This window comes from Urechidicola vernalis, assembly GCF_031846385.1.
Taxonomy (GTDB): Bacteria; Bacteroidota; Bacteroidia; order Flavobacteriales; family Flavobacteriaceae; genus Urechidicola; species Urechidicola vernalis.
Window position 1 is genome coordinate 1163852 of sequence record NZ_JAVRHV010000001.1, and the last position, 26423, is coordinate 1190274.

Annotated in this window: 20 protein-coding genes; 8 read left to right on the plus strand and 12 right to left on the minus strand. The window is 34.0% G+C overall.

Annotated features, from left to right (window positions below; all coding sequences use genetic code 11):
- Window positions 1-83: 83 nt before the first annotated feature.
- The 9 genes from RM519_RS05205 to RM519_RS05245 all read right to left on the minus strand — a co-directional run bounded on the left by RM519_RS05205 (window position 84) and on the right by RM519_RS05245 (window position 9201).
- On the minus strand, window positions 84-878 hold the full coding sequence (locus tag RM519_RS05205; RefSeq protein WP_311592517.1) for a hypothetical protein: 795 nt from the start codon (window positions 876-878) through the stop codon (window positions 84-86).
- A 161-nt stretch (window positions 879-1039) separates the two neighbouring features.
- Window positions 1040-1849, minus strand: a complete 810-nt coding sequence (locus RM519_RS05210) for a hypothetical protein (RefSeq protein ID WP_311592518.1) — start codon at window positions 1847-1849, stop codon at window positions 1040-1042.
- A 207-nt stretch (window positions 1850-2056) separates the two neighbouring features.
- Window positions 2057-3274: a bifunctional folylpolyglutamate synthase/dihydrofolate synthase gene (locus tag RM519_RS05215; protein ID WP_311592519.1), complete on the minus strand. Its 1218-nt coding sequence runs from the start codon at window positions 3272-3274 to the stop codon at window positions 2057-2059.
- The gene (locus RM519_RS05220) at window positions 3274-4206 is read right to left on the minus strand and encodes a cell envelope integrity TolA family protein (protein WP_311592520.1); all 933 of its coding nucleotides are present in this window, start codon (window positions 4204-4206) and stop codon (window positions 3274-3276) included. Before RM519_RS05220 ends, RM519_RS05215 begins: the two co-directional genes overlap by 1 nt.
- Window positions 4207-4593, minus strand: a complete 387-nt coding sequence (locus RM519_RS05225) for an ExbD/TolR family protein (protein ID WP_311592521.1) — start codon at window positions 4591-4593, stop codon at window positions 4207-4209.
- Window position 4594: 1 nt separating this feature from the next.
- On the minus strand, window positions 4595-5278 hold the full coding sequence (locus tag RM519_RS05230) for a MotA/TolQ/ExbB proton channel family protein (RefSeq protein WP_311592522.1): 684 nt from the start codon (window positions 5276-5278) through the stop codon (window positions 4595-4597).
- A 122-nt stretch (window positions 5279-5400) separates the two neighbouring features.
- Complete coding sequence (gene nhaB / locus RM519_RS05235; protein WP_311592523.1) at window positions 5401-6867, minus strand: sodium/proton antiporter NhaB; 1467 nt, start codon at window positions 6865-6867, stop codon at window positions 5401-5403.
- An 11-nt stretch (window positions 6868-6878) separates the two neighbouring features.
- Window positions 6879-8111 (minus strand): Glu/Leu/Phe/Val dehydrogenase dimerization domain-containing protein, encoded by a 1233-nt coding sequence (locus tag RM519_RS05240; RefSeq protein WP_311592524.1) that lies wholly within the window; start codon window positions 8109-8111, stop codon window positions 6879-6881.
- A gap of 31 nt (window positions 8112-8142) precedes the next feature.
- Complete coding sequence (locus tag RM519_RS05245) at window positions 8143-9201, minus strand: anhydro-N-acetylmuramic acid kinase (RefSeq protein WP_311592525.1); 1059 nt, start codon at window positions 9199-9201, stop codon at window positions 8143-8145.
- Window positions 9202-9319: 118 nt separating this feature from the next.
- On the opposite strand from RM519_RS05245, the gene RM519_RS05250 reads away from it, so the two are divergent.
- The 6 genes from RM519_RS05250 to RM519_RS05275 all read left to right on the plus strand — a co-directional run bounded on the left by RM519_RS05250 (window position 9320) and on the right by RM519_RS05275 (window position 19770).
- Window positions 9320-10462, plus strand: a complete 1143-nt coding sequence (locus RM519_RS05250) for an acyl-CoA dehydrogenase (RefSeq protein WP_311592526.1) — start codon at window positions 9320-9322, stop codon at window positions 10460-10462.
- 413 nt (window positions 10463-10875) lie between these two features.
- Window positions 10876-11922: a porin gene (locus tag RM519_RS05255; protein ID WP_311592527.1), complete on the plus strand. Its 1047-nt coding sequence runs from the start codon at window positions 10876-10878 to the stop codon at window positions 11920-11922.
- Between the two features lie 19 nt (window positions 11923-11941).
- Window positions 11942-12280: a P-II family nitrogen regulator gene (locus RM519_RS05260; protein ID WP_311592528.1), complete on the plus strand. Its 339-nt coding sequence runs from the start codon at window positions 11942-11944 to the stop codon at window positions 12278-12280.
- 31 nt (window positions 12281-12311) lie between these two features.
- Window positions 12312-13526, plus strand: coding sequence for an ammonium transporter (locus RM519_RS05265; RefSeq protein ID WP_311592529.1), 1215 nt, complete (start codon window positions 12312-12314; stop codon window positions 13524-13526).
- A gap of 267 nt (window positions 13527-13793) precedes the next feature.
- Entirely contained in the window at window positions 13794-18305 is a 4512-nt protein-coding gene (gene gltB / locus RM519_RS05270) for a glutamate synthase large subunit (protein WP_311592530.1), read from the plus strand.
- A gap of 4 nt (window positions 18306-18309) precedes the next feature.
- Window positions 18310-19770: a glutamate synthase subunit beta gene (locus RM519_RS05275; RefSeq protein WP_311592531.1), complete on the plus strand. Its 1461-nt coding sequence runs from the start codon at window positions 18310-18312 to the stop codon at window positions 19768-19770.
- Window positions 19771-19831: 61 nt separating this feature from the next.
- On the opposite strand, the gene RM519_RS05280 is transcribed toward RM519_RS05275, so the two are convergent.
- The 3 genes from RM519_RS05280 to RM519_RS05290 form a co-directional block, all read right to left on the minus strand.
- Window positions 19832-22369, minus strand: a complete 2538-nt coding sequence (locus tag RM519_RS05280) for a TonB-dependent receptor (protein ID WP_311592532.1) — start codon at window positions 22367-22369, stop codon at window positions 19832-19834.
- Complete coding sequence (locus RM519_RS05285; protein WP_311592534.1) at window positions 22362-23270, minus strand: FecR family protein; 909 nt, start codon at window positions 23268-23270, stop codon at window positions 22362-22364. Before RM519_RS05285 ends, RM519_RS05280 begins: the two co-directional genes overlap by 8 nt.
- 64 nt (window positions 23271-23334) lie before the next feature.
- Entirely contained in the window at window positions 23335-23850 is a 516-nt protein-coding gene (locus RM519_RS05290; protein WP_311592535.1) for an RNA polymerase sigma factor, read from the minus strand.
- 120 nt (window positions 23851-23970) lie between these two features.
- On the opposite strand from RM519_RS05290, the gene RM519_RS05295 reads away from it, so the two are divergent.
- Both RM519_RS05295 and RM519_RS05300 read left to right on the plus strand, forming a co-directional pair.
- On the plus strand, window positions 23971-25788 hold the full coding sequence (locus RM519_RS05295; protein ID WP_311592536.1) for a hypothetical protein: 1818 nt from the start codon (window positions 23971-23973) through the stop codon (window positions 25786-25788).
- A gap of 189 nt (window positions 25789-25977) precedes the next feature.
- Complete coding sequence (locus RM519_RS05300) at window positions 25978-26340, plus strand: methylglyoxal synthase (protein ID WP_311592537.1); 363 nt, start codon at window positions 25978-25980, stop codon at window positions 26338-26340.
- Window positions 26341-26423 lie beyond the last annotated feature (83 nt).

Consider the following 26423-nt stretch of genomic DNA (forward strand, 5'->3'; position numbering starts at 1 on the left):
CTGCAAAGTTTTTAATAGAAATAAATCTACTTTTTTTACGCTAAAATTGAACGACTCTCAAAGACAGTTTCTTAGCAGATAAATTATTTCGCTAATGACGGAACATTTTGATAAATAAAATCTCCATGACCACTAAATATCTTTCTAAACTCCTTGAAAAAAACTTTTCTCTCTGCTTCGTCTGGCCAATGTTCATGCGCTAATCTTACAGACTCATCATAAGCGACCTCAAAATCTGCTAAACTTTCATAAATAGCGGCTTCAACCGCGTCTTGTGCATTGTTACCATATAATTGCTTATAAGTATAGTAGCCTTTGATATAATCGTTTTTCATTATTACATTATCAAAGAACTCTGTATATCCACTACCACCAGAGCCCGTTTTATTCTTTCTTATGTGTAAAATTAAAGGTTCGGTAGAATTTGTAACTAAATCTTTTTGGTAAGGCAATGAAATAGCGATTTCATCCTGCCTATTTCCATTATAGTAACTGTTTTGGTTTTCAAAAAAAGTATCACGCTCATTTTCATAAGCCCAACCCTCTTCAATCAACTCTTCGGTACGCTCTTTTCCATATTCTATATCTTCCCAAGAACCGTATACATTTACAAATAAAACTTCACTATCATCAGGAGAAATGATATGTGTATATACTCCAGAACCCAAAATAAATTCGTTCTTATTTGTAATTTTATCAAAGTACTCTTGCTCAACATCTTTCCAATCAGAAAAATCTTTTTCTGTATCGTTTACTAAGTGAAAAGTTGAAATAACAATAATTGCAGGTACAAATTCATCCGATTTCTCCTGAGCTTTTACATTTATAAAAAATAGAAACACAAGGATAGCGGCATACGCTTTATTACAATTCATCATAGTCAAGTTTATTTTTGAGTAATCAAATATATAAAATATTATCGGTTCTAATTTTTAAAAAGAGCCTACCAATAGAAGATTGATCGTTATTTCAAAACAAAAAGAAGTTGTATATAAAGTAACCTATCACTCTATATAACCTCTGCTAAATTCTTCTTTTTCTATTTCGCTAGTTCCGGAACATTCTGATAAATATAATCTCCATGACTTGAGAAGATCTTATTGAATCCCTCAAAGAACTCTTTGCGTTCATCTTCAAATTCCCAATGCTCTTGAACCAATCTCCAATCTTCATCGGCAGACTTTTCAATATCACTAAAATTTTCAAAAACAAACACCTCATTAAATTCCTGGCTATTAGACCCATATAAATGTCTGTGCGTATAATAAGCCTTCACTAGATCATTCTTCATGGTAACATTCTCATAATATTCTTTAAATCCCTTTCCACCACCATTGCCAAGATTGTTTTTCTTCACATAATAAATTAGCGGCTTGGTCGACGCTGTTTCCAAAGGTTTTCCAAATCTTGTAGAGGTATAAATCTCGTCACTATGTTTAGCCTCATAGTAACTTGCTTGCTTACTAAAAAATGCCTGCCGTGCATCTTCATCTGGCCAACCTTCTTCAATCAGCTCATTGGTTCTTTCATCGGACTGCTCTAATGCACTTAAAGATTTATGAACATTCACAACTCCAACTTCAGTATCATCTCCTGTGAAATAATGAAAATAAAAGCCCGAATTAAGAATGTGCTCATTCTTCATCGTGACTTTCTCGAAATATTCTTTTTCCGTTTTCATCCAATCAGAAAAATCAATGTCAGGATCAGAATTACGATGTAAAGTTGTAACAACTAAAATAACGGGCTCATAAGCATCTTCTTTGTTTTCTTCTTGCGCATAATTATTCGCCGGAAACAATAATGCACACATAAGTATTGTAATAAATACTAGTTTTAAAGTTTTCATAAAAATTTGATTGAGTTAGTAATATTTAAATCCTAAAACAAATAGGACTTATTAAAATAGGGGCTAGTGAAAAGGGTTCACATTAGCAGATCGTAGTAGTTCAATTGCCATAAAGTTCAATAGGGATTTGATACTATTTTAACAAATATTACTCAAATATAATAAATTCTAAGAGGATATCACCCTGCATATAAGAAGTTTCCAATTCTAAACAACCTCCGCTACCACAAAAGTACTTCCTCCAACATAAATAAAATCTTTCGTGGATGAATTTTGTCGTGCCGATTTATATGCATCTGCCACAGAATTGCACACTACACCTTTAAGTCCGAATAAATCGCACTTTGTCTTTAATTGAGTAGCGTCCAAACCTCTTGGAATATTAGGTTTACAAAAATAGTACTGAGCATCTTTCGGGAACAAGGGTAAAATACTTTCCAAATCTTTATCGTTTACAACACCTAAAACAATATGAAGGTTTTCGTAGGTTTCCTGCTTTAATTGGTTTAAAACAAGTGTTAATCCTTCTCTATTATGCGCAGTATCACAAAATGTTTTTGGTTCCTTAGCCAACATTTGCCAACGACCCAATAGACTTGTATTATCTACTACACGTTTAAATCCAAGTTTTAAATGGTCTTCCGAAATTTCAAATCCAGAATCTCGAAGAACTTCAAGAGTTAATGCTGCAGTTTTCAAGTTTTTCATTTGATAACTCCCAAGTAGATCCGTTTCATAAGATTTCTGTATATGCTTATCTGCTAAAAACAGATCAGCATTACAGCTCATTGCTTTCTCATAAAAAACGTGATGAACCTCTTTTTGATATTCACCAACTACTACTGGTGTATTTTTTTTGATAATCCCTGCCTTCTCAACCGCAATTTCGGGCAATGTTTCACCCAACATTTGCGTATGATCTAAGCCAATATTTGTAATAACTGAAATAAGTGGTGAAATGATATTGGTAGAATCCAATCGACCTCCTAAACCAACTTCAATAATTGCAATATCAACTTTTTGCTTGGCAAAATAATCAAATGCCAACCCAACCGTCATTTCAAAAAAAGACAACTTGTGTTGTTTCAAAAAAGCATTATTCTGTTCGATAAACTGAACAACACTATCTTGTGCAATTGCTTCTCCATTTACTTTAATTCGCTCAATGTAATCTTTTAAATGCGGTGAAGTGTACAAACCAACCTTGTAGCCAGCCTCTTGTAAAACAGAAGCCAACATATGACTTGTAGAGCCTTTACCATTGGTACCAGCAACATGAATAGATTTGAAAGATTTTTCTGGATAATTTAATTGCTCCGAAAGCAATATAGTATTGGTTAAATCTTTTTTAAAAGCGGTTTTACCAACGTTTTGATACATTGGAAGTTGTGAAAACATCCAATCTAAAGTTTCTTGATAGGTCATTAGTTTGCTAAAGAAAATCTGTATTTAATTATACCGATCTGTTTAACACCGGCATTTTCATCAGGCTCCCAAGTCGTTTTTAAAGCCGCTTCTTTTGCACGAGATAATAAACATGCAGCAGTATTTGTAGACCCTTTTATTCCAGGGGTAGCTTTTATTACTTTTCCTGCTCTATTCACCTCAATTGTAACAACAACCAAACCTTCCTCTTCACATTCGTAAACCGGTGTTGGTCTTTCTAAAGGTCTTCTACCTCCTAATTGATAATTACCATCTCCTCCACTTCCTCCATTACCAGAATAACCACTTGCATTCAAATCACCTGTAACTTTTCCTTTATCACCTCCTACATTGTCATTTCCCTCACCGCCTGCTTTAACACCTTCACTATTAATTAAACCACTCATTTGAGCATCTAACTTTGCCTTTTTATCAGCCTCTTCTTGTGCTATTCTATCTGCCTCCTCTTTTGCTATTCTATCCGCTTCTTCTTGTGCTTTCTTAATTCTATCGGCCTCTTCTTGCACTAGTCGATCGGCTTCTTCCTGTGCTAATCTATCTTCCTCTAATTTCTTACGCTCATCTTCTTTCTGCTTCATCAAAATAGATTCTTCAGAATCTTGAGTCAAGACTTCCTCTACTTGAGTTTCTTCAACTGGTGCTGCCTCTTCCACTTCTTCTTCAACAACCTCTTCTTTAACTTCCTCAGGTGCTTCTTCTACAACAGGATTCACCTCTGTTTTAACGGGCTCTTTGGGCTGAATATTTCCACTACCAACTTCTGAAGTACCAAAATTCACGGCAATTCCAGATTCAATTGGTGGATCCATATAAGTCATTCCAAAAAAGAAAATCAACAACAACAATAACACCATTATTATTGATGTAACTGTGGCAGATTTACGTTTATGTACAGTATCTAAAAACTCCATTTATTTGGGTCTTACAGCGAGTATTACTTTAAATTTATTTCTATTTGCTATATCCATTACCGAAACGGCATCCTCAACAGGAACTCCTTCTTCCGCTCTTAACAAAACCGTAGGTTTATCCTGACCTGCCAATAAGGCTTTTAACTCGGCCTCAACATTCGCTTCTGGAACTTTCTTATCATTCACGTAATATTGATGCCCCTTCTTTATGCTTACCGCAACATTCTTAGTATTGGTAGATTTCCCTTTGGCTTTTGGCAAAATCATGTCCAATGCATTTGGTGCATTTGACGTTAACATAAAAAACACCAACAACAAAAACACGATATCCGTCATAGAACTCATACTGAATTCTGGACTTACTTTATTTCTTCCCTTAAACTTCATCCTAAACTGGTTCGTTTAATAAATCTAAGAACTCTATGGCCTTCGCCTCCATTTTATGAACCACTTTATTGGTTTTTACCACCACATGGTTATAAGACATATATGCAATAATACCAACTATTAAACCAGCAACCGTTGTTGTCATTGCCGTGTAAATTCCCGATGCTAAGGAGCCCATTTCTGCTTGACCTCCGCTAGTTGCCATTTCATGAAATGCTAAAATCATACCTATTACGGTTCCTAAAAACCCAATCATTGGTGCGGCACCCGCAACGGTTGCCAGTACACTAACATTCTTTTCTAATTTGTAAACCTCTAATGTTCCTGCGCTTTCTATGGCTGTATTAATATCTTCTAAGGGTTTTCCAATTCTAGAAATTCCTTTTTCAATCAATCTTGCTTCAGGTGAATTGGTTTGTCCGCATAATACTTTCGCCGCATCTAATTTTCCATTTGCAATTTGATCTTTAATTTGATTCATAAAATTACTATCCGTTTTAGAAACTGCATTGATAGCAAAAATTCTTTCAAAGTAAATATAAAGAGCTGCAATAAGCATTATTAAAAGCACAACTACAATAACCTGTCCTCCAATTCCACCGTCCATAATTAAGTTATAAATAGACAATGTTTTTTCTTCAGACATTACTTCATCCAGTACTTCTTGGGTTTCTTGCAATAACATATTCTTAAGGGTTAATTGGTTTGATTTATTCTAGTAACGAAGTTACAATTTTTAAATTGTTCAATTCTACAAAAAAAGCCACCTTTTACAAAAGATGGCTTCCATTTAATTTTTTATTTTTCTTACAGCATTAATTTTACCATTAACAGCCCTAATCCTCCTAATACAATAGTATAAGGTAAGGCCATTTTCACCATTTTAAAGTATGACAGATTAATTAATGGTGCTAACGAACTCGTCAATAAGAATAAAAATGCTGCCTGCCCATTTGGCGTTGCAACACTTGGTAAATTTGTTCCAGTATTAATAGCTACAGCTAAAGTTTCGAAATGTTCTCTGGAAATTGTACCAGCATCAAAAGCCGCTTGCACTTCTCCTATATATACTGTGGCTACAAATACATTATCACTAATAGCCGATAAAACTCCATTAGCAATATAGAACATCGATGGTTGATCCGCTAGGTCTAATTCCAACGCCGCGGCAATAATAGGAGAAAATAAATGCTGATCGTGAATCATTGCAACAACCACAAAAAACACAACTAATAAACCTGTAAATGGCAATGCTTCTTCGAACGCAGGCCCTAATTGATGCTCGTCTGTAATACCCATAAAGGCAGTCTGTACAATTATCAACCCTAAACCAATCATTCCAACAGAAGCAACATGTGTCGCCAATCCTGCAATTAACAATATGGCAGAAATGCCTTGCACCATTAAAGCAAATTTTTCCTTTTTACTTCTATTCGCATCTTCTTCTGCCGTATACCCTTCAATAATTCCACGGGCAACAGTAGGCATTTTTGCACCAAAACCAAACCACCCTGTCAATTCTAATACCACAGTTGTTAATAATCCTCCTGCTAATACGGGTAGTGTAATTGCTTTCATTTTTAAGAAAAACTCTATAAAGTCCCAGCCCATTACTTCACCTATTAATAAGTTTTGAGGCTCTCCTACTAAAGTACAAACACCTCCTAGAGCAGTTCCTACCGCACCATGCATTACTAAACTTCTTAAAAATGAACGGAATTGTTCTAGAGTTTCACCACTCAGTTCTTTCCTATCAATAATCCCATCTTTATCATAATCTGTTGTACTGGAATGAATTTTATGGTACACTCCGTAAAACCCAACAGTTACACTAATTAATACAGCCATTACAGTTAAGGCATCTAAAAATGCTGATAGCACAGCCGCCAGAAATACAAATAGTAAAGACAAGACTAATTTGGATTTTATCTTAGTAAACACCTTACTAAAGATGTACATTAATAACGGCTTCATAAAGTAAATACCCGCCACCATAAACACCAACAACAATATCACCTCTATGTTTGCTTCCACTTCATGCATTGCATTTTTAGGAGAAGTGAGTCCTAAGGCTAAAATCTCAATTGCCAATAACCCACCTGATTGCAATGGATAACATTTTAATGCCATTGCTAAAGTAAATATGAATTCACCAATGAATAACCAAGCGGCTACTGATGGACTCATAAAATAAATTGGAATATTAATGATTAGAAATGTAATCATTACAGTTTTAAACCATCTTGGGCTATTTCCTAAAAAGTACTTAAACATAAATTATTATTTTAAACAAGTTGTTCCAGAGCAATCTCAAAAGCAGTTTTACAAATTTCAGTTTTGCTCTCTTTTTTATTATACGTCTTTTTCAGTGCATTCTTTATTGTGTTAGAAGTATCTTCAAAAATAGCCTTGTCTTGCATTGGAATAGACCTTCTCTTTTCCATTAAATATGCAAAAACACGAGCAATACCACAATTGGATATAAAATCCGGTAACAAACTTACCTTTTTATCTGTAAATTCCATAATAGGACCGAAAAATATTTCCTTATCTGCAAAAGGAACATTAGCCCCTGGAGAAATAACTTCTAAGCCGGCATCTATCAATTGGGTTATTTGCTCTTTTGACACTAATCTAGAAGCTGCGGCAGGAACAAAAATCTCGGTAGATAATGACCAAATACGGTAATTCATTTCTTCAAAAGGAATCATTTGATCCGATTCTAATGTATTTCCTTTCTTTGCTAAGAAAAGGTTCGTCATTTCTTCTAACGTAAACCCTTCTTCATTAATTAATCCTCCATGCCTATCAATAATACCAACTACTTTGGCTCCTAATTGAGTTAAATAATATGCTGCTGCTGCACCAACATTGCCAAAACCTTGAACAATTGCTCTTTTCCCTTTAATGGAACCTCCATAAATATCATAATAATGCTTCACTGCTTCTGCAACCCCATACCCGGTTAACATATCCGCAACTGTATACTTTCGCTCTAAACTAGGTGTAAACTCTTTATTTTCAATTACTTTCACAACACCCATTCGCAACTGTCCAATTCTGTTAATTTTATCCGCCTCGGTTGGTTTAAAATGTCCATTAAAAACTCCTTCTTGAGGATGCCATACCCCGCAATCTTCCGTCATAGGAATTACGTCATGAATTTCATCTACATTCAAATCACCTCCAGTACCGTAATAATGTTTTAATAAAGGTGTAACTGCTTTATACCATCGTTCCAAAACGCCTTTCTTTCGCGGATCTGATGGATCAAAATTAATTCCAGATTTTGCACCGCCAATTGCTGGTCCTGAAACCGTGAATTTAACTTCCATAGTTTTTGCCAATGAAAGAACTTCATTCATATCAAGTCCTTTCCGCATCCTAGTTCCTCCACCAGATGCGCCTCCTCTAAGAGAGTTTATTACAGTCCAGCCTTCTGCCTCTGTTTCGGCATCCTTCCAATGAAAAACAATTTCAGGTTGCTTTTCTTCATATTTTTTAAGTAGTTCTTTCATTTATATAATGTATAGTTAGTAGTATCAGTATTTATTTAGGTTCAACTATTTTTCCGCTGCAATGATCTTTATTCGCTCCTGTAACAGATTTTAGACAATTGTTTTTATTTTCAATTCGCAAGACACCCAAGAATGCAAAAACCAAAGCTTCTTTAAAATTTATCAATATATTTTTTGGAACAATCACTGAATTAAACAGTTTTAATTGCAATTGGTGGATTAAGAAATTATTAAATGCTCCGCCTCCAGTAACAAAAACTTGTCCCGGTGAACTAACTTTATCTGCAATTTGATTTACGATATGAGCAATAAATGTTCTAAGCACATCTTTCACTTCTAAATTATAGTTGTCGATTAAAGGAAAAATAAATTCAACTACAAATTCATAGCCAAGCGATTTAGGTGCATCTCCATTATAAAATTCCAAACCATCTAATTCATCTAGCAATTCTTGATGTATTGTTCCTTCTGAAGCTATTTTACCTCCATCATCATAATCTAATCCTATTTTTTGAGTGTAATGGTTCATAACAATATTAACCGGACAAATATCAAAAGCCAATCGCTCACCTCTTTTATCAAAAGAAATATTTGCAAATCCACCTAAATTCAAACAATACTCAAAATCTGAAAACAATAATTGATCTCCAATAGGCACTAAAGGTGCTCCTTGCCCTCCAAGTTTCACATCTTGTGTTCTAAAATCATATACAGTTTTAAAGCCAGTCAATTTAGAAATAGTCTCCCCATCACCAATTTGTAAAGTAACTCCTTCTTCTGGCTTATGGAAAATAGTATGCCCATGAGAAGCAACAAAATCAACTCTGGCAATGCGATGAGATTTAACAAATAAATTTATCAACTCTCCAAGATATTCTCCGTATGCTACATCTAACAATTTTAAATGCGCCGCATCTTTATCAAACCCCGAACGTAGTTTATCTTCCCATGATTTAGAATACGGAATCATTTCCGATGTAATTATCTCATAAGAATAAGATCCTTTAACGAAGGAAGCATAAACCAGATCTACTCCATCTAAAGAAGTACCACTCATTAATCCAATAGCAAACCACTTATCATCATTCATCTTTTAAAAAATTTATTGGGTTACACTCTTTATCAAATTATCATTTCATCAAAAAAAATACGAATAAAAGAGGTATATTTGTCAAATATCACAATAAATCGCCAAATTATTAAACATTATGGACTTTAATTTAACTGAAGAGCAGATTATGATTCGCGATGCCGCACGGGATTTTGCACAAAGCGAATTACTCCCAGGAGTAATTGAAAGAGATGAAAAACAAGAATTCCCTACTGAGCAAATAAGAAAGATGGGAGAACTCGGTTTTATGGGTATGATGGTAGACCCAAAATATGGTGGTGGCGGAATGGATACTGCATCTTATGTTTTGGCCATGGAAGAAATTTCCAAAATAGATGCATCGGCATCTGTTGTGATGTCGGTTAACAATTCATTGGTTTGCTGGGGGCTTGAAGCCTTTGGAACAGAAGAGCAAAAACAAAAATACTTAACCAAACTCGCCACAGGAGAAATCATAGGTGCATTTTGTTTAAGTGAACCTGAAGCTGGAAGTGATGCTACATCACAAAGCACAACAGCAATTGACAAAGGCGACCACTATTTATTAAATGGTACAAAGAATTGGATTACCAATGGAAATACCGCTGGTGTATACTTGGTTATTGCCCAAACCGATATCGAAAAAGGACATAAGGGAATTAATGCCTTGATTATTGAAAAAGGAATGGAAGGATTTGAAGTTGGACCTAAAGAGAATAAATTAGGAATTCGAGGATCTGATACGCACTCTTTAATGTTTACCGATGTTAAAGTTCCTAAAGAAAATAGAATTGGTGAAGACGGATTTGGATTTAAGTTTGCTATGAAGACTTTGGCAGGTGGAAGAATCGGAATTGCCTCACAAGCCTTAGGCATTGCATCTGGGGCATACGAACTTGCTTTAAAATATTCGAAAGAACGTAAATCTTTTGGAACAGAAATCTGCAATCATCAAGCAATCGCCTTTAAATTAGCTGATATGGCTACGCATATTGTAGCTGCAAGAATGCTTTGTCTTAAAGCAGCATCTGATAAAGATGAGAAAAAGAATTACGATCAATCTGGTGCCATGGCGAAACTTTATGCCGCAGAAATGGCCATGAATGTTGCAACTGAAGCTGTTCAAATTCATGGAGGATACGGATTTGTAAAAGAATACCATGTAGAGCGCTTAATGAGAGATGCCAAGATTACTCAGATTTACGAAGGAACATCGGAAATTCAAAAAATTGTAATCTCGAGAAATATATTGAGAGGTTAAAACTCTGTTTTGACAATCTCAAAAAATATAATGAAAGGTTAAAAGTAAATGTTCAATGCAAATAATTCATGGAAACTACCTTTTTTTATGAGTTTTATTTATTGTAAATCGGCATTTATTACACAAAATCAGTCTTAGGACTGATTTTTTTTGAAAAAAATTTAACCAACATGCATTTTTATGATATTCTTAAAAAAATGTTATTTTTTTTTTCACACCCCCTAAATTTACATAGGTTAAAAATATCATTTTAAGTTTTTATCATTTTTACCCCCTATTTTTTAAATACCTATATCTTTCTAAAACGTTTTATATTAATATACCACCCCCTTAAAATTAGGGGGTAACTGTTTTTTGACATACTTTTGGTTCGAATTTTAGAAAACATAAAAACAAAACTAAAACCATTTATTATGAAAAAAATTCTACTAAGCATTACAATATTAACCATCTGCGTTACTACAAATTTACAAGCACAAGAAACTGAAGAAAAAAAGAAATTTTCAATTTCAGGTAGTATAGACGCTTATTTCAGAACAAACTTTAACGCCCCTAATACCGGTGATAACCCTGTTGCACCAGGAACCTCTTTTGCAAATTTACCTGGTTTTGCATTAGGTATGGCAAATTTAGTTGCAGCATACGAAGGTGAAAAAGTTGGATTTGTAGCAGACTTAGTTTACGGACCACGTGGAGAAGATGCTACTTTTTTATCTGGAGCTTTAAGACCAGATGGAAGTTCAAATATTGTAAATCAATTATACGCATATTGGAACGTAAGCGAAAATGTGACATTAACCATTGGTAACTTTAATACATTTTTAGGATACGAAGTTATTTCTCCTACAGGAAACTTTAACTATAGTACATCTTACCTATTCTCTTATGGACCATTTAGCCATACTGGTATTAAAGCAGACATTGCCTTAAGTGAGAACACTTCATTAATGTTATCTGTTATGAACCCGACAGACGCAACTGAGTTTAACCCAACAGACACTTATGCTTTTGGAGCACAATTAGGTTTCCACGGTCAATATTTAAATTTATTAATAGACCATGGCGCGTTTGAAATTGACTATACCGGTGGTTTTGACGTTTCAGAGAAATTTTTCTTAGGTATTAATGCTGCATACTACAGCAACGGTGAAGACGACCCAGACGATTTAGGATTCTATGGTGCGGCAATCTACCCTCAATACACAACTTCTGAAGTATTTACTATTGGCTTAAGAGCAGAATACTTTCAAGAGATCGAAGAATTCGGAGCCATTGGAACTGCAATGCCAGATTCTAGTGTATTCGCAACTACGCTTACAGGAAACATACATATTAACGATTTAACAATTATACCAGAAATAAGACTAGACTCTAGTTCTGATGACTTCTTTGTAAATAAAGATTTAGAAGGCCAAAAAAGCCTTAGTTCATTTGTACTTGCGGCAGTTTATTCATTTTAATTACTAAAACTATCTAATTATGAAAAAAGTAGAAGCGATTATCAGAAAATCAAAATTCACGGCGGTGAAAGAAGCACTGCACAAAGTGGGAGTTAACTTTTTCTCCTATTGGGATGTTACCGGACTTGGTAATGAAAAAGAAGGTCACGTATATAGAGGTGTCGCATATAGCACTAGTGATATTCAAAGAAGATACTTATCCATTGTTGTAAATGATGACTTTGAAGATATAACCATTGATGCAATTTTAAAGTCTGCAGGTACCGGAGAAGTTGGAGACGGAAAAGTTTTCGTATCAAGCATTGATGAAGTATACAGAATTAGAACTGGAGAAAAAGGTGGAGAAACCTTAAAATAAATAAACAACTTTAAAATTTTAAAATTTCATTATGGAATTACTTACAATAAACAATGTATGGATGATGATCTGTACGGCACTCGTTTTCTTTATGCACTTAGGTTTTGCATTTTTAGAAATAGGATTGACAAGACAAAAAAATACTTTAAACATTTTATTTAAAAATATCTTTATTATAACCGTAGGCTTATTATTATACTGCTTAGTAGGATTCAACTTAATGTACCCTGGAGAATTTAATGGATTCATTGGATTTGCAGGATTTGGATTAGATGCGGTTGCAGCAGCAGATTTAGCATACAATGAAGGATACACATATTGGACTGACTTCTTGTTCCAAGGAATGTTTGCAGCAACAGCAGCAACAATTGTTTCTGGAGCGGTTGCAGAAAGAATTAAATTAGTTCCTTTTATGATCTTTACAGTTATATATGTAGGGATAGTTTACCCAATTGCAGGATCTTGGAAATGGGGAGGCGGATTCTTAGACGGTTTAGGGTTTTATGATTTCGCAGGATCTACACTAGTTCACTCAGTTGGTGGATGGGCTGCCTTGGTTGCAGTTTGGTTATTAGGGTCCAGAATTGGAAAATTCAAAGACGGAAAACCACAAGCAATACCAGGTCACAACATTCCTTTAGCAACAGCAGGTGTTTTAATTCTTTGGTTAGGATGGTTTGGATTTAATGGAGGATCAGTATTATCTGCAGACCCAGCATTAACATCTCTAACTTTAGTTACAACTTGTTTGGCTGCGGCGGCTGGTGGAGTAGTTGCATTTATCGTATCAACAGTTATGTATAAAAACTTTGACTTAACAATGTTCTTAAACGGAATTTTAGGAGGATTGGTAAGTATTACGGCAGGTGCTGATCAAATGGGACCAACCGATGCTATTATCATTGGAACTATTGGAGGAGCACTTATTGTTTTTGCAGTTTCATTTATAGATAAAATTAAATTAGACGATCCTGTAGGTGCAATTGCAGTTCACTTAATTTGTGGAATTTGGGGAACTTTAGCAGTTGGAATCTTCGGAGCAATGGCTGGATGGGATCAATTTTTAAGTCAATTAATAGGTGTTGGTTCTTATGCAGCAATCTGTATTGTATCATCATTTATCATATTCTTTATATTAAAGAAAACAGTTGGAATTAGAGTTTCAGAAAAAGAAGAACTTGAAGGATTAGATGGGCATGAACATGGAATGAATGCATATCCTGATTTCCGAATGAACGAACATTAATAGTAGTTAGTTAGTAATAGTAAGGTCTGATTTCAAGAAAATTAGCCCACAAAATTGAGGTGAAATAAAGGTATTATATCTTTATTCACCTCTTTTTGTTTTAAATTCACGAAAATTAGCAAATTCTCAATCTTTCAAACATTATTTAATAAATACAAATTATATGCATTGAATTATTTTATTTGTTGCATTTCTTAAATCATATTGAATGATTCACTAATTTTTTTTCAACAAATTATATAACTTTGCTGTCAATATTTGAAGATTATGATAGAAAAACAAGGTTTATACTTACCAGAATTTGAGCATGAAAATTGCGGCGCAGGATTTATATGTAACCTAAAAGGAGAGAAAACAAATCAAATAATTCATGATGCCTTAGAGATTTTAGTAAAACTAGAACATAGAGGTGGTGTAAGTGCAGATGGAAAAACCGGTGATGGTGCCGGGTTATTAATTGATATTCCACATAAATATTTTGAACGTGTTTGTACATTTGATTTACCAGCACAAAGAGAATACGCAGTTGGAATGGTGTTTTTACCTAAAAACACGAATCAATATAAATACTGCAAAGATGTATTTGAAAAAGAAATTAAAAATCAAGGTCTTACCATTTTAGGTTGGAGAACTGTACCTGTAAATTCATCTCAATTAGGAGAAATTGCCTTAGCATCGGAGCCAAATATTGAACAAATTTTTATTGGAAAGAGCGAATCAATTGAAGAGAATGTTTTCAAAGCAAAATTGTATGCAGCAAGAAAAATAACAGAGCATGACATTGCAAATTCCAAAATGTCAGAAAGTTCGTATTTCTATTTACCCAGTCTTTCAAATACTACCTTAATATATAAAGGTATTATTATGCCTGAAGACATCGGACCTTATTTTACCGATTTACAACAACCAGATTTGGTAACAAGACTGGCATTAGTGCATCAGAGATTTAGCACCAACACCATGCCTACTTGGGAACTGGCACAACCGTTTAGATATATGTGTCAAAATGGTGAAATAAACACCCTACGTGGAAACGTAAGTCGAATGCGTGTTCGTGAAGAGATTATGCAAAGTGATGTATTTGGTCCAGAGATAGATAAATTGTTCCCAATAATTTTACCAGGAAAATCAGATTCTGCCTCTATGGATATGGTGGTTGAATTATTGACTTTGACAGGAAGATCTTTACCGGAAGTAATGATGATGATGATTCCGGAAGCATGGGAAAAACACAAAACCATGTCTGAGGATAGAAAAGCATTTTATGAGTATAATGCTTGTATCATGGAGCCATGGGATGGCCCAGCATCTGTTCCTTTTACAGATGGTGATTATATTGGAGCATTATTAGATAGAAATGGATTGAGACCATCAAGGTATACCCTTACAAAAAGTGGAAAATTAATCATGTCTTCAGAAATTGGAGTGGTTGATGTTGATGCAGAAGATGTTGAATTACACGGAAGATTGGAACCTGGAAAAATGTTCTTGGTAGACATGAACGAGGGACGTATTATAAATGATGAAGAAATCAAATCTAAAATTGTATCTGAACGTCCATACAAGAAATGGTTAGACAATACTAGGTTACATTTAAAAGATGTACCATATACCAATGATGTATGTCCGATTGAAACTATCGATATCAAAACAAGAGCACGCTTGTTTAATTATACGTTAGAAGACATGCAAGAAATCATAACGCCAATGGCACAAAATGCCAAAGAAGCGTTAGGTTCTATGGGAATTGATACTCCTCTTGCAGTTTTGTCTGACAGACCTCAAATAATTTCAAATTATTTCAAGCAATTATTCGCCCAAGTTACAAATCCACCATTAGATGGAATTAGAGAAGAAATTGTAACAGATATAAGTTTAGCACTTGGAAAGGATAGGAACATCTTTAGTATTACAGAGCGTCAATGTAGAAAATTACGCATCCAAAATCCAGTTATTTCTAACAACGACTTAGAAAAAATAAGAACAATCTCTGTTGGAACATTTCAAGCGGAAACTATTGAAATGCTTTATCCAATAGATAAAGGATTGAATGGTTTAGAAGATGCTTTGGAAGACATTATTGTTCAAATTACAAAATCTTTAGACAGAGGAACTAACATTATTATATTATCTGATAGAGGAGTTAATAAGGACTTCGCTCCTATTCCTTCTTTGTTGGCATGTTCATTTGTAAATCACCAAATGAACAGGTTGCGCAAGCGCTCTTATTTTGACATCATTATAGAATCGGCAGAGCCAAGAGAGCCACATCATTTTGCCACTCTATTTGGTTATGGTGCTAGTGCAATCAATCCTTATATGGTAAATGAAATCATTAGGAAACAAGTAAAAGATGGATTTATTACCGATATGGACGAGCAAAAAGCCGTTGATAACTTTAACAAAGCAATTGGTAAGGGAATCTTAAAAGTGATGAACAAAATTGGAATTTCCACTTTACACTCGTACCGTGGTTCTCAAATTTTTGAAATCGTTGGATTCAACTCACAATTTGTAGAAAAATACTTTCCATACACTGCTTCCAGAATTGAAGGAATTGGCTTGTATGAAATAGAAAAAGAAATTAGAGAACGCTACAAATACGCCTATCCAGATAAATATATAAACAAACGTTTAGGTTTAAATATTGGAGGTGATTATAGATGGAGAAGAAATGGTGAACGTCATATGTTCAATCCGACTACTGTTTCTAAATTACAACAAGCAGTTCGTTTAAGCGATCAAAAAAGTTATGACATTTATGCAAAGGCTATAAATGAACAATCGGAAAATTTAATGACCATTCGTGGATTATTTGAATTCGATAATTTCGACCCAATTTCTATTGATGAAGTTGAACCATGGACTGAGATTGTAAAACGATTCAAGACAGGAGCTATGTCTTATGGGTCAATCTCTAGAGAAGCGCATGAAAATTTAGCCATTGCCATGAACAGAATTGGAGCAAAATCCAATTCAGGCGAAGGTGGTGAAGACAGAAACCGTTTCCAACCAGATGTTAATGGAGATAGCAGAAACTCTGCTATTAAGCAAGTTGCTTCTGGACGTTTTGGTGTAACATCTCACTACTTAACTAACGCAAAAGAGATTCAAATTAAAATGGCTCAAGGTGCAAAACCTGGTGAAGGTGGACAGTTACCTGGTGAAAAAGTATTGCCATGGATTGCATCGGCAAGAAACTCAACTCCTTTTGTAGGATTGATTTCTCCTCCTCCGCATCACGACATCTATTCAATTGAAGATTTAGCACAATTAATCTTCGACTTAAAAAATGCAAATCGAGAGGCAAGAATAAATGTAAAATTAGTATCAGAAGTCGGTGTAGGAACTATTGCTGCAGGAGTATCTAAAGCGAAAGCGGATGTAGTACTAATATCTGGCTATGATGGAGGTACAGGAGCCTCGCCATTAACATCGCTAAAGCATGCTGGCTTACCTTGGGAACTTGGTTTAGCGGAGGCTCAGCAAACCTTAGTATTAAACAATCTAAGAAGTAGAATTGTAGTTGAGTGCGACGGGCAATTAAAAACCGGCCGTGATGTTGCTATTGCTGCTTTATTAGGAGCTGAGGAATTTGGATTTGCAACGGCTCCACTAGTAGCTTCGGGATGTATTATGATGCGTAAATGTCATTTAAATACTTGTCCAGTAGGAATTGCCACACAGGATAAAGAATTACGCAAAAACTTTAAAGGCACTCCAGAACATGTTATTAACTTCTTCTACTATATCGCCGAAGAACTAAGAGGAATAATGGCACAATTAGGGTTTAGAACCTTAGAAGAAATGGTTGGTCAAACACATAAAATCAACTCCAACAAAGCCATAAAACATTATAAGGCCAAAGGATTAGATTTATCTTCAATTTTACACACACCTGAAGGTTATTCTAAAATGCCAATTCATAATTCTGAAAAGCAAGATCACAACTTAGAAAATGTTATCGATTTCAAAATATTAAAGGATTCGCACAAGGCTTTATTTAGAAAAGAAAAAATGACTTTGAATTACGAAATCAAGAATACCGATAGAACCGTTGGTGCAATTGTTAGTAATGAAATATCTAAAAAATACGGTCACTTAGGATTACCTGAAGATACTATAAACATCAATTTCACAGGTTCGGCTGGTCAAAGTTTAGGTGCATTTGGAGCACACGGATTAACTTTTAATGTTGACGGAAATACAAATGATTATTTAGGAAAAGGATTGTCAGGAGCCAAATTGATAATCAAAAGACCGAAAGGCGCAACTTTTAAGGCTGAAGAAAACATTATTGTAGGTAATGTGTGTTTATTCGGGGCGGTAGAAGGTCAAGCATATATAAACGGAATTGCAGGTGAAAGATTTGCTGTAAGAAATTCGGGAGCAACTACTGTTGTTGAAGGTGTAGGAGATCATTGTTGTGAATATATGACTGGTGGAAGAGTTGCTGTTCTTGGTAAAACAGGAAGAAATTTTGCTGCAGGAATGAGTGGTGGAATTGCATACGTATTCGATTCAGAAGATAAATTCACCAAAGGATTGTGTAATACTGAAACAATTGAATTTGAAGAAATTACTGCAACAGACGAAAAAGAATTAAAAGAGATGATTACAAACCATGTTACATACACAGGAAGTGATCGTGGAAAAGAGATACTTGCGGATTGGAAAAACAACCTTTCAAAATTTGTAAAGGTAATGCCAATTGAATACAAAAAAGCGTTGATACGTATAGAGACTGAAGAACCAATGGTAGAAGAATTAACAGCATAAGAAGATGGGAAAAGTTACAGGATTTAAAGAAATAGAGAGAAAAGACGAAGCATACAAACCCGTTAAAGAACGTGTTGAACATTATAAGGAATTTACTGTTCCTTTAAATGAAAAAGAAATTTCTGACCAAGGGTCTAGATGCATGGATTGTGGAATTCCATTTTGTCACAGTGGTTGTCCACTTGGAAATTTAATTCCAGATTTTAATCATATGGTACATCAAGGAGAATGGCAACGTGCCAGTTGGATTTTACATTCAACCAATAACTTCCCCGAATTTACGGGTAGGTTATGTCCTGCCCCTTGTGAAAAAGCATGTGTATTAGGAATTATTGACAGTCCTATTTCCATCGAAAATATCGAAAAAAATATTGTAGAACGTGCATTCAAAGAAGGCTGGATAAAACCGATCATTCCAAAAACTAGAACAGGTAAGTCAGTGGCGGTAGTTGGTTCTGGACCGGCAGGTTTAGCAACTGCACAGCAGTTAAATAGAGCCGGGCATACAGTTACTGTTTTTGAACGTGATGACGCAATAGGTGGATTATTACGTTATGGGATTCCAAATTTTAAAATGGAAAAAGAAATTATTGACCGAAGAGTTGACATTTTAAAAGCAGAAGGGATCACATTTAAGGTAAATGTAAATGTTGGCGTTAATTATGATGTAGAAGAATTAAAAGCATTTGATGCCGTTGTTCTTTGTGGTGGAGCAACAGAGAGGAGAAGTTTACCAACTCTTGGAATAGAATCAGATGGTGTTGTGCAAGCGATGGACTTTTTAACGCAACAAACAAAAGTTGTTTTTGGTAAAAAAGTTAAAGACCAAGTCTTAGCTACGGATAAAAATGTTATTGTGATTGGTGGCGGAGATACAGGTTCAGATTGTGTAGGAACTTCAAACAGACAAGGTGCAAAATCGGTTATAAATTTTGAAATTATGCCGAAGCCTCCGATTTCAAGAAGTGAATCTACACCATGGCCTTTTTGGCCTTTGCAGTTGAAAACATCTTCATCTCATGAAGAAGGAGTGGAACGCAACTGGCTAATTAACACTAAAGAATTTGTAAAAGACGAAGAAGGAAAATTAACCGCCTTAAAAACGGTTCAAGTTGAATGGAAAATTGTTCCAGGAGAAAGACCTCAATTAATTGAAATTGAGGGAACCGAAAAGACATGGCCATGTGAATTGGCTTTATTAGCACTAGGATTTACTGGACCAGAATCAACTTTAGCTAACAAATTAGGTTTAGAGTGTGATGCCAGGTCTAATTATAAAGCCGTGTATGGCAAGTACCAAACTAATGTTCCAAACATTTTTGCAGCTGGTGACATGCGTAGAGGACAATCATTAATTGTTTGGGCAATATCGGAAGGCAGAGAAGCCGCAAGACAAGTAGATATTTATTTAATGGGTAAATCTGATTTACCTACTAAAGGAAATGGAGACATACTATCAGCATAACTAACTATAGTTTTCATTAGAAAAGTCTCAATCGGATAATACTGATTGGGGCTTTTCGTTTTTAAAACCCCACTCTAAAACTAATATTTGGTGTTAACCCTAAAGATTTTTGCTGTACTTCAGTAACAGAATCTTCAACAATTTTATAATACGTATTTGTTAAGTTTTCTTGATTGAATAAATTCCAAACAGAAACACCTGCCCTAGCCTTCATTTTTTTAGATAATTTAAATTGGTATTGTGCGGAAACATCTACTCGCATATAATCTTCTAATCGACCCATATTCGCTGTTTCATAATTGATCTTATCATCAATTATTTCATTCCCTTCAATTGGCTTGGTAGTCGGTTTACCAGAATGCCAATTCAACCCCGCAGAAATATCTAAGTTTTTTAAAGAATAACTTGTTGCTAAATTTACAGCATGCCTAATATCAACATTACTTGGAAATACATTCTCTTCTAATTCTGAAAACGTGTATTGATTATCTCCATAACTATAACTAAGCCATGTATTGAATTTATTTAATCGTTTTCTTATTAAAAAATCAGCACCAAACACCTCATAACTTCCAGTAGTATTTATGTATTGATATTGGTTTTGAAAACCTTGACTTTTTGAAGTAATACCATCTACTATTTTATAATAACCTTCAGCGCTAATCAACCATCCTTTATTTGCATAGAACAATCCTGCACTTCCTTGTACACTTTCCATAATTGGAATATCATATTCTCCTTCTTCCGCATTAAAACTTCCATTGTTCGACAAAATCCATCTCCTATTTTCGACCCCTAAAAAATCCTCTTGAAAATCAATAATCTGAGATGCCGTTTGATGCTTCACTTCTCCTAATAATTGCAACGTAAAATTATCTAAAAAACGGTGACTAAAACTTATTCTCGGCTCTATCACAAAAGAATCAAATTTCTCCAAATAATTAAAACGAACACCTATTCTTGCAGTGGTATTAAAATCGTTTGAAGTGTACCCCAATTGAGAAGAAAGTCCGTGTGACCGAATAACTTGTTTTACTTCTTTTCTATACAAAGGATCATCTACATCTTGTATATTCGTCACTCCAGTTTCTTGATATTGATACCCATTATACAAAGAAATCATATCGGATAATTTATATTCTGTATCTAATTTCACAGCCTCCTCAAAAACTTCATTCTCTTGTAATAATCGCTGATTATTTACTAAATCATGATTGATAGATTCTAAATTATATTTGCTGGCATAGAATTGCAAATCTGTACTAAACCATTCATTCCACTCTCTTAAATATGAAACGCCACCTGCCAAATTTCTTTGAGAAGCACTACTTTCTTTTGATGCTTCTTCTCCATCTACAACCGCATTTTCTAAAAAGAATAAGTTATTATCGAATAGCAAAAAATTTACTCTAATCTTATCATATGGAGTAATTTCATAAAGCCATCGTGCATTCACATCATAAAATGAAAACTCACCATCAGATTTAATAACATTATCAGAATCCTGTAATAACTCGGTATTTTGGAATGCTTTATCAAAATATTGTTTGTAAGTTGGAGTTTCAATTAAATTATTAATAGATTTTCTGGCAGAAAGTTGTAAAGATGATTGATCTCCAATTGGTGTATCAAAAAACACATCTGCATTAATTAAATTCAAACCAATTTCTGTTTTTGTTTTAGTGTTCAACTCACTATCAGTATTCATTAAAATAGTTCCCGAAACACCTTCACTTAAGTCAGCATCTGTTCCATTTTGAATTAATGTAGCATTCCTAGTTAAATGTGAGTTAAACGCCGATATGAGTCCAAAAAAGTGTCCGGATTGATACATCTTCATACCATCCCATAATACCAGATTTTCATGATTAGCCCCACCACGAATATTAATATTAGATACAGACTCATCTGCACTCTGAATTCCAGGCAAAGCTTGAAGTGTTTGGAGCACATCTGGTTCGATAAGGCCAGGAAGGATATCAAATTTTTTATAATCTATATCATAAGAACCCTTGGATGTTTTTTGAATTCCTTTCGTTAAATAATTTCGAACAACTATTTCAGATATTTGTTCAATTTTGGGAACCAAGTATATGGGATCACAAGACGATTCATTTATACTATTTAATTGATAGCGCACTCCTTTATAACTTAAATGAGATATCACCAGCAATTTATTTTCTGTAGGCCTTTCTAAATTAAAATAACCTTCCTCATTTGTTGTTGTTATTTCAGCATCAACCCGAATAACTGCACCTATAATAGGTTCTTCAGTTTCTATATCTATTAAATACCCACAAAGAGTATTTGATTTATAATTCGTGCTTACGGTAATATTTGAAACATCTAATACTGTAAATTCCAACTTAGTATGCTGTCTCAAATATTTAAGCGCATTTTTTAAACTTTTAAATGTTTTTGGGTTTTCAATAAAAATTTCAGCAATTGTATTGTCGGCATAAGAAAAATTACATTCAAATTGCTGCTCAATAGTTTCCAAAATTTTTGCAAGAGATTCCTTATCCTCTCCAACTTGAGCATAAAAGATATGGCAAAAAAGAAAGGTGAAAACTAAAATTAAATTTTTCGTTCTATTCAACTTTATCTAAGGTTACTATCCCTTTGTTAATGGTATAATCTAATCCAAATGGTAATGCTATAGCCTTAATAGCCATATCTCTATTATTATGCACAAACATACCTGAATACAACTGTTTTGTATCTAAACTTTCTATCATGTAAACCTTTAAATTGTATTGTCTTTCAAATTCCGAAATCACTTCAATTAAAGGAACACTTTCAAAACTACTAAAACTATCCATCCAAGTAGGACGCTCTCGATGTGTTGTACTTTTATAGATGTTTTTATTTAACAATCTAACAGTTTCTCCAGCGGGTAGCGTAATTGTTTCATCATTAATTTGAACATTAACTTTGCCTTCAAAACATTTAACTTCAAAATAATTTGCTCTATTTTTAACACTAAATTCAGTACCTACAACACTAACAACACCAGAAGAAGTAATAACGTCAAATTGTGAACCTTTTGCAACTTTAAAAAACGCCTCACCATCAAGATTCACCTGTCTACTTTCACTCCATGTATTCTTATTAAACGCCAAAGTAGACATGGCATTTAATTCTACATTAGAGGCATCTGGTAATTTAACCGAAGAGCTTTCCGATGCAAAGGTTTCAATAGTTGTAATGTTTGATGTAAAAAATTTAGCATACAGAATTACTCCAATTGTTAAAACAGCAGCAATTTTAAGAATAGGATTCCATTTCGAATTCTTCCTGATTCTTTTCCTTTTTTGATCGATTGAAGTATTTAATTTTTCATAAACTTTTTTCGAATCAAAATTTGGAGCCGAGAACAACTTCGCTTTTTCCGATAATTTCATAAATGATTCGTACTCGTCTAATTGCTGAAACTCTTTTAGTTCTTCGGCAGATAAGTCATCGTCTAACCACTTTTTTATTAATTCCTCCTTGTTCATAATATTATCTCTTCAATTATTAAACAACCCATTACTTAATTTCCCTACCTTTAAGTTAATGAAATTATATTCCTTCTATTTCCTTCCTCAAAGATTTTAGCGCTCCATACAATCTTTTCTCAACGCCTTTCACAGATATTCCAAGTAACTCGGCAATTTCCTTATGTCTTTTCCCTTCAATTCTATTCAATAAAAATGCTTCTCGCTGCCCTTCAGTTAATTTAGCTAAAGCATTCTGATACTTTTGCATGTACTCCTCTTCTTCCATTATAAATTCGGGAGTTTCATTGGTGTAATCTTTCGGCTTTAGCTTTTGATAATTTAAAACTACCTTGTTGTGTTTTATATCATTAAGTACGCTATTACTAGCAACCGTAAACAAAAAACTCTTTGCTTTATCTGCCGAAACTTTACCGCAATTATCCCATAATTTTATGAATGCTTCTTGAACTTTATCCTCAGGATTCAAATGACTTCCAAATTTGTAGTATAAGAAATCGTGTAAAGATTTTGAGTATTTATCAAACAGATTGGCGAACAAGCGTTCTTCACAAATGTTATCAAACATACTTTTAGCCATAGTTAAGGGGGTTAATTTAATTTCAAAAATATATTTTTTATTTTGAAAGGTAGGGTTTTTTACTTTTAAATTGTTTCATTATCAAACGGTACAAAATTTTTAATTTAAAATTCCCACGTTATGAACTTTTCAATAAAAAACAAAAAGATCAAAAAATCCATACAAGGCTCTAAAGGAAACTTATTCAAAAGTTTCTTTATTATTTCATTCTTAAGCATGGCTATACTTTTTACAGGTTGCCAAGACGAAGTAAATGAAATTGTTCAAGGTACCAATGAAGAAGAATTATTAGTGGCAAACTCTAGTGTTGCTTCGCTGATGAAATCTACCGCTACTAAAGACGGTTCGAAAGATAATATAATTGACAATGCTAGTTGCTTTACAGTGCAACTTCCCGTTAATGTTTATGTAAATGGTTTAGAGATAATAGTCGATTCTGAAGAAGATTTTGAAACAATTGAAGAAATATTTGATGAATACTATGACGATGAAGATTATTTAGAATATGCCTATCCGATTGTCATTGAATTGAGCGATTATACCGAAGTGATTATTGAAAATAAAGAACAACTTAAGGAATATGTTGAAGCCTGTAAAAACGCAGAAGACGATGATATAGAATGTGTTGATTTCAAATACCCTTTATTCTATTCTGTATTTGACTCGAACCGAAACACAATTGAAACTGTTGAAATTGAGAATGACCGACAAATGTTTCGCTTTATTAAAAATATTCAGACGACAGATATTATTAGCCTAAATTTCCCAATCACTGTGGTGTTTACTGATGAAACGGAAATGATCATTAATGGCATGTCCGAATTAGAATCTGCATTAGAATCTGGAATCGAATTTTGTGATGAAGATGATGATAACGATTACGGTGATGATGATTTTGATGAAGAAAGATTGGAAGAACTACTCACAATGTGTCCATGGATAGTACATGATTTAAAGAGAAACAACAAGGATTTAACAGCAGAATATAGAGAATACTTAATTGTATTTAAAACAGAGAATGTAGTAAAAATCAGAAAACGAAATGGAGTTGTTATTGAAGGTTCATGGAACATTGATGCATCTACAACTGGAGTTAAAATTAATCTAGAATTTGATTCTAATGTATTAGAAGATTTCACTTTAGTTTGGCAAGTTACAGATATTAATCATGGAAGAATTAAATTATACACTGAATTTGGAAATAGAATTATTCTTGAGAAAAAGTGCGACTTAGTATTTGATCATAATAAAGAGCGTATTAAAAACATTTTAAATGAATGCTTATGGAGAATAACTCGTTTACATTATGACGGCTTAGATTACGATCAAAAATATATTGGTACACCATTGAGATTCTTTGAGAATGGAATTGTAAAATTAAGAATTAAAGGTGAACTGATCTATGGCCAATGGGATGTCATAAGCCCTACTCAAGGTACAACGGGAGAATATATATTGGTATTAGGTTTCGGAGATAGACCAGAATTGAATCTCTATTGGAGAATTAATCTCTTAGGTGACGAAAAAATTAAACTTTCAAATGAGAACAGTCAATTAATATTAGATCGTTTTTGCGAAAACCCTGATGAAGATGTTGAGTATATTAATAATGTCTTGGTAGAAGGAGAATGGACCATTGCTAAATATGAAACAGAAAATGGGAACCAAACTGATATTTTTAACGAATATGTATTAGGTTTTAATGAAATTGGTAAAATTTATGGAGAAGGCAATGGCCAAAATATTTTTGGATCTTGGTTAAGTTTTAGAAACCTAGACGGTCATTTAAAACTTGGATTGAATTTTGGAGACAACGATCCTTTTATGGAATTAAATCATCGTTGGAAAATTGTTGAAATAACTGAAAACAGAATTGAGTTAAAAGATTACAGTCATTCAGGAACAATTGAACGCATATTAATTTTTGAACGCTATTAATTCATACCCCAATCGGTTAGGAGAACCCAAAGCACATTTACGAGTTGGTTAATTGAAGAAACCGTCTGTCGCCATAGCACAGGCGGTTTTTTATTTCTAAAATGAATAACAATATGTTAATACTGTATAGTCTTTGAACTTATACAAAGCACTATCTTTACATCCAACATTATAAATCCATTAAAAAATATGGAAATAGCTATTATATCACATGACGGGAAGAAAGCTGAAATGGTTCAATTTTTAAATGAGCATAAGAATCTTCTCGATTCAAAACACATCGAATTAATCTCTACTGGAACCACTGGAACAAAGGCAGAGAAAGCAGGTTTTAAAGTAACAAAAGTTCTTTCCGGGCCTTTAGGAGGTGATGCTCAAATTGCTGCTCGCGTAGCAGAAGGAAAAACACAAATGGTATTGTTCTTTAGAGATCCTCTAGAAAAGCATCCACATGAGCCAGACATTTTTATGTTGATGCGCTTGTGTGATGTTTATGATGTACCATTAGCCACCAATCCAGCAACGGCTGAATTATTAATCAAGGCTATTTAAATAATTCATTTTTTAATAGCTAGAATTAAACAATTCACTCACTTCCTAAGGGATCATCTTTATAGTTTTTATTAAAATATTGT